We start from the raw sequence: 5,996 nt of genomic DNA, 5'->3' as shown, positions 1-5,996 counted from the left end.
GCGCAGCCCGGTGCGTACGGCATAGGCGGACAGACCGCCCGTCTCCGCCTCCGGAATCCGGTCGTTGCGGTAGACCCTCGCCTCGTCGAGCTTCCCGGTCGCCGACACCGAATCCACCGGGCCGATCCTGCCGACCATGGCCTCGGCCTCCAGCGGCAGCTTGGCGTCGTCGCCCGCCATCGTGGTGCCCGGAGAGACCGTGAGCAGATTGGTGCCCAGGGACGCGAGCGTACGGTCGAGTCCGGCGCGCGACGAGGACGAGATGCCCACGACCGCGACCATCGCGGCGATACCGATCGCGATGCCGAGCGCCGACAGAAAGGCACGCAGCGGACGGGTGCGCAGCCCCACCGCACCCACCTTGAGCACATCGCGCGGCCCCAGCCGGGACGGGCGCAGCGCCTCGGGGCTCGCGGTGCCTGGGCTGTCCGGGCCATCCGGGCCGTCCGGGTTCAGGGTCTCCGCCGTCGGCAGAGTCGTGTGGGAGGTCATCGGCCCACCCCCACCGCATCCGCGAGGGCGGCGTCCTCGACGATCAGCCCGTCCCGCATCCGTACCTGCCGGGGCAGCGCGTCGGCGATCTCCCGGTCATGGGTGATGATCACCACGGTGGTGCCGGCGGCGTGCAGTTCACGCAGCAACGCCATCACACCGGCCCCCGAGGCCGAGTCCAGCGCACCCGTCGGCTCGTCGGCGAGCAGCAGAGGCGGCTCACCGGCCACCGCGCGGGCGATGGCGACGCGCTGGCGCTCACCGCCGGACAGTTCGTGCGGCTCATGGTCCATCCGGTGGCCCAGACCGACCCGCTCCAGCGCCGCGGCGGCACGCCGCCGCCGCTCCGCCGGTCGCAGCCCGCAGTACAGAAGGCCGTCGGCCACATTGTCCAGCGCCGCCGTGCCCGAGGCCAGATGGAACTGCTGGAACACAAACCCGATCCGGCTCGCCCGCAGCGCGGAGAGCCGGGCGTCGGAGAGCGCGCCCACGTCGTAGCCGTCGATGTGCACACTCCCCGCCGTCGGCCGGTCCAGGGTGCCCAGCACATGCAGCATGGTCGACTTGCCCGAGCCGGACGGGCCGACGATGCCGAGGAGTTCACCGCGGGCGATCCGCAGCGAGACCCCGCCCAGCGCGGCGACTCCGCCGGGATACACCTTGGTCACATCCGTCAGTGCGATCACTTCGGTATCCCCACGGTCGTGCCCTCGGCGATACCCGTCCCGGAGATCTCCACCCGGCCGTCGGCGAACAGACCGGTGGTGACCGGGACGTACGACGCCGTACCGCCGTTGACGACCTCCACCCCGAAGCCGCCCTCGGCGAGTGCCAGCAGCGCCGAAACCGGCACCGTCAGCACGTCCTTGCGGGTGTCCGCCGTGAAGTCCACGTTCACGGTCGCCAGGACGTACTGGTCGGCCGCCTTCTGGGCCTTCGTGCCGGTCAGACCCACGACCACCTCGACCTTGGTCGACGCCTCCTCCTGCCCGGTCGCCGGTTCGATGACCGTGGAGACCTCGTCGATCCGGCCCTTAACCTCCGTGTCGTCGGGCAGGGTGACGGTGACGGTCGCGCCCTTCTTCGCGAGCCGCTGATCCGCGGCTTCGAGTTCTACGGTGACGGCCCGTGCGGTGCCGGTGTACTCAAGGATCTTGCCCCCGGGACCGAGCGGATCGCCCACGGCTGCCTCCAGGCCGTCCACCTGCACGGCCCCGGAGGCGAACACCACCCGGCCCAGATCCACCGCGCCGGTCTCCTCAAGACCGAGATCCTCCTGCCACTCCTTCACCGCGTCCGCCGTCGCGTCCGTGAACTCGTCGTCCACGGTGAACCCGGTGTACCCGAGCGCACTGAGGTTGCTCTCCAACTGCTTGACGTCCTGGCCCTCCACACCCTCCTTAAGAGGCCGGTACGCGGGCAGCGTGCCGTACATCAGCGTGACCGGGCGGTTGTCGACCTCGTACAGCGGCTTGCCCCGGGTGACGCGGTCGCCGGTCTCCGGCAGATCGGTCAGCGTGCCCGACAGCCGCCCGGAGAGGGTGGTGGCCGGGCCGTGGCCGAGCCGGCCGCCCTCGCGGTGGACATCCTCCAGGGTCTGCCTGGTCACCTTGGCGGTGTTCGGGGGGAGATCGCTCGCGGCCTTGCCGTCGCCCGATCCGCTGTCGCCGCCGAGTCCGAGCGTGGCCGCGGCCACCGCGCCACCGGCGGCCAGGACGGCGACGGCGACGGCGATGTTCCGGCCCCGTCCGCGGGCCCGGCGACGGCGCGGCGGCCGGACCGGAGCCGGCTCCTCCGCAGGGACCTCCCCGGCCACTTGCTCCATGGTCGTCTCGCTCATTCCTGCTTCTCCCCGGCCTGGCGACCGGCGCTCATCAGGCCCTTGCACGCCTGCTCGGCCTTCTTGAAGTCCGGGTCCTCCGCCTGCTTGGCGTCCATGCGGATACCGCCGCCGGCCTGCGGGTCGGGGAAGTCCTCGACGCCGTTCTTACGCATGCACTGCGCGTACTTCTGCATCGCGTCACGGACCTTGGGGTCGGGCTTGCCGCCGGGCCCCGTGCCCTGCGGCTGGAACTCACGGCACGCCTTCATGGCCTTGTCCATCGTGGCCCGGTCCGGGCCTTCGCCCGCCTTCTGCTTGACCATCACCCGGCCGTCCACCGGGTCCTCCATGGGGACCCCGTTCTTGCGCATGCACGCGGCGAACTTCAGCCCCATCTCCTTGGGATCCAGGCTCGGCTTCGCGCTGCCGGCCTTCTTCGCGTTCTCGCCCTCGGCCGCCGACGCCACCTTGCCGTCGTCGTCATCGCCGGAGCCGCATCCGGTCAGGGCAAGCGCCAGCGCGAGCGGGAATGCCGCCAGCGCGGAGCGGGTGCGAGTTCGCATCGCTCGTCTCCTTCTGTCGCGGGCCGGAGAGATTCCGGCCGCTCGGCAGCGATGCAACTCAACCGCCCGTTTCCTCGCCGTTTCCACCGCCGGGCCGGGGCGGCGAGCCGGGTGAGATCCGTCAGAAGCGGCCTAACACCGCGGAAACGCCGTGGCCGTCACCATGGCCCCAGGGGCCGCGCCATGTCAGGTGTGGAGCGGGCCCCGCGAACCGGAGAGCGGGGCGGCGGATGCGGGTACTGGTGGTGGAGGACGAGCCGATGCTCGCCGATGCGATCGCGGAGTGGCTGCGCGAGGAGACGCACGCGGTCGACATCGTCAACGACGGCGCGGCGGCGCTGGAGCGCATCGCCGTCAACGACTACGACGTGGTCGTGCTGGACCGGGACCTGCCCGCCGTGCACGGCGACGACGTCTGCCGCGAACTGGCCGCCTCCGGCGCGACCCTGAGGGTGCTGATGCTCACCGCCGCCGCCGAGGTCGCCGACCGGGTCGACGGCCTGGGTCTCGGCGCCGACGACTACCTCACCAAACCGTTCGCGTTCCCCGAACTCGCCGCCCGCGTACTGGCGCTGGGCCGGCGCTCCCGGCCCGCGGTGCCGCCCGTACTGCGCCGGGCGGGCATCACCCTGGACCCCGCCCGCCGTGAGGTGTTCCGGGAGGGGCGCTACGTACCGCTGTCACGGAAGGAGTTCGCCGTACTCGCCGAACTGCTGCGTGCCGACGGAGCGGTGGTCTCCGCCGAACAACTGCTGGAGAAGGCGTGGGACGAGCACGCGGACCCGTTCACCGGGGCCGTCCGCCTCGCCGTCCTCAAACTCCGGCGCAAGCTCGGCGGCCCGCCCGTCGTCGAGACGGTCACGGGAGCGGGGTACCGGATCTCATGACACCGGATGCCATGACGCGGCGCGGGCGGCTCCGGACCCGGCCCGGGCCCGGGCGGGGGAAGCAGCCGAAGCGGTCGAAGAAGACACTCACCCGCGGCATGTCGCTGCGCACCCGCCTCACCCTCATCTACGGCGGGCTCTTCCTGGTCGCGGGGGTGGTGCTGCTCAGTGTCGTCTACGCCCTGTTCAACCAGCAGCTCAGCGGGGGAGACCCCAAGATCTTCGGGCGGAACCTGATCGCCGGCGTCCCCCGGCCGTCCGCTTCGGGTGCCCCTGAGGCATCCGCTCCGGGTGTTCCCGAGCCGTCCGCTTCGGGTGCTGTGGAGCCGTCCGGGCCGGGTGTTCCCGAGCCGTCCGCGTCCGGCGTCCCCGATGCCCCGGCCCTGTCCAAGGAGTCCTACGTCCTCACTCAGGACGGCACCCGGATCAACGTCGGGAACCCCGACGAATGGCTGAGGAAGCAGCGCCAGGCGGTCCAGGACGCGGCGACGACCTCCATGCTCACCCAGGGCGGCATCGTGCTGCTGGGCGTCGGCTGCACCGCCGCCGGATTCGGCTGGCTGGTCGCCGGGCGCGTACTGGCCCCGCTGCACCGGGTGACGGAGACCGCGCGGCGGATCGCCGCCGCCCCGGCCGCCGGGCGGGGACTGCACGAGCGGATCGCGCTCAACGGCCCGCACGACGAGGTGAAGGATCTCGCCGACACCTTCGACACCATGGTCGAACGCCTCGACCGCTCCTTCGACGGGCAGCGCCGCTTCGTCGCCAACGCCTCCCACGAACTGCGCACCCCGCTCACGCTCGGCCGCGCCCTCGTCGAGGTCGCCATGCACCGCAGAACGGCGTCCGACGACGTCAAACAGCTCGGGGAGAATCTGCTGGAGATCAACACCCGGCACGAGCGGCTGATCAGCGGGCTGCTGCTGCTCGCCGACTCGGAGAACGAGATCACCGACCGCCGCCCCGTCGATCTGGCCGATGTCGTCACCCATGTCGTCGCCCAGACCGCGCCGGAGGCGGAGCGCGCCGGAATCACCGTCCGCGAGGAGCCGGCCGAGGCCCTGACGACCGGAGACGCGCTGCTGCTGGAACGCCTGGTCCACAACCTCGTCGAGAATGGGATCCGGCACAACGCGGGTCGCGGCGGCTCACTGCACATCACCAGCCGCACCCGGGACGACGGCCACGCCGAGATCGAGGTGAGCAACACCGGGCCCACGGTCCCCCCGTATGACATCCCGGCCCTGTTCGAACCCTTCCGCCGCCTCGGCGCGGACCGGGTGGTCAGCGCGAAGGGCGCCGGGCTCGGCCTGTCGATCGTCCGCGCCGTCGCCCGCGCCCACGAGGGCACGGTCACCGCACGCCCCCGCGAGGGCGGCGGCCTGGTGGTGACGGTCACGCTGCCGCCGTGAGCGGTGACCAGCGCGCGTGCTCCGGCGCGGATCCGTGGTGGGCTCCCGGCAGGGTCCGGGGGGTCCGGCCGGCCTCGGCCGCCCCGGTCCCGCGCGGGACCGCCCCGCCCGGAGGCCGGCGTCACCAACCGCGTTCGCGCCACTCCGGCAGATGCGGGCGCTCGGCGCCGAGCGTGGTGTCCCTGCCGTGCCCCGGGTAGACCCAGGTCTCGTCCGGCAGCCGGTCGAACAGCTTGGTCTCGACGTCGTGGATGAGGCTGGCGAAGGCGGCCGGATCCTTGCGGGTGTTGCCGACCCCGCCGGGGAAGAGGCAGTCGCCGGTGAACAGATGCGGATGCCCGTGCGGATCGTCGAAGACCAGGGCGATCGAGCCCGGTGTGTGCCCCACCAGATGGCGTGCGGTCAGCTCGACCCGGCCGACGCGGACGGTGTCCCCGTCCCCGACGAGGACATCGGTCGGGACGGGGATGCCCTCGGCGTCGTACGCGCCCGCGTACGTACGGGCGCCGGTCGCGCCGACCACCTCGGCGAGCGCCTGCCAGTGGTCGCCGTGGCGGTGCGTGGTGACGACGGAGGCGATGGAGTCGTCGCCGATCAGGGTCAGCAGGGTCTCCGGTTCGGCGGCGGCGTCGATCAGCATTTGCTCTCCGGTCGCGCGGCAGCGCAGCAGATAGCTGTTGTTGTCCATGGAGCCGACCGCGACCTTGGAGATCATCAGGTCCGTCAGCTCGTGGACATCCGCGGGCCCGCCGACCGTCACCATTCCGCTGTACGTCATGGTGGGCAGCCTATAGCGGGGGGAGTACGGGCGGCCGTGCCC

General features: G+C 72.2%; 7 protein-coding genes. 2 read left to right on the top strand and 5 right to left on the bottom strand.

Annotated elements, in window-relative coordinates:
* From ACWF94_RS30605 to ACWF94_RS30590, 4 genes are all read right to left on the bottom strand, one after another.
* Positions 1 to 492 (bottom strand): ABC transporter permease (locus tag ACWF94_RS30605; protein ID WP_453495699.1); only part of this gene is annotated, 492 nt, incomplete at its 3' end.
* Positions 489 to 1,178 carry an ABC transporter ATP-binding protein gene (locus tag ACWF94_RS30600; RefSeq protein ID WP_453495696.1) on the bottom strand — a complete coding sequence of 230 codons (690 nt, stop codon included), beginning with the start codon at positions 1,176 to 1,178 and terminating at the stop codon, positions 489 to 491. The genes ACWF94_RS30605 and ACWF94_RS30600, both read right to left, overlap by 4 nt.
* Positions 1,175 to 2,332, bottom strand: a complete 1,158-nt coding sequence (locus tag ACWF94_RS30595; protein WP_453495693.1) for an efflux RND transporter periplasmic adaptor subunit — start codon at positions 2,330 to 2,332, stop codon at positions 1,175 to 1,177. The genes ACWF94_RS30600 and ACWF94_RS30595 overlap by 4 nt, the downstream gene beginning before the upstream one ends.
* Positions 2,329 to 2,877: a hypothetical protein gene (locus tag ACWF94_RS30590; RefSeq protein WP_453495690.1), complete on the bottom strand. Its 549-nt coding sequence runs from the start codon at positions 2,875 to 2,877 to the stop codon at positions 2,329 to 2,331. The genes ACWF94_RS30595 and ACWF94_RS30590 overlap by 4 nt, the downstream gene beginning before the upstream one ends.
* Before the next feature lie 230 nt (positions 2,878 to 3,107).
* On the opposite strand from ACWF94_RS30590, the gene ACWF94_RS30585 reads away from it, so the two are divergent.
* Complete coding sequence (locus ACWF94_RS30585) at positions 3,108 to 3,764, top strand: response regulator transcription factor (RefSeq protein ID WP_453495687.1); 657 nt, start codon at positions 3,108 to 3,110, stop codon at positions 3,762 to 3,764.
* Between the two features lie 98 nt (positions 3,765 to 3,862).
* The gene (locus ACWF94_RS30580; protein ID WP_453495684.1) at positions 3,863 to 5,176 is read left to right on the top strand and encodes an ATP-binding protein; all 1,314 of its coding nucleotides are present in this window, start codon (positions 3,863 to 3,865) and stop codon (positions 5,174 to 5,176) included.
* A gap of 121 nt (positions 5,177 to 5,297) precedes the next feature.
* Here the strand turns inward: ACWF94_RS30580 and ACWF94_RS30575 are convergent, their stop codons facing one another.
* Positions 5,298 to 5,954, bottom strand: a complete 657-nt coding sequence (locus ACWF94_RS30575) for an MBL fold metallo-hydrolase (RefSeq protein WP_453495702.1) — start codon at positions 5,952 to 5,954, stop codon at positions 5,298 to 5,300.
* Positions 5,955 to 5,996 lie beyond the last annotated feature (42 nt).

Source organism: Streptomyces sp. NPDC055078 (genome assembly GCF_053607985.1).
The sequence above is the reverse complement of the archived record's forward strand: the minus strand, read 5'-3'. Positions and strand labels throughout refer to the sequence as shown.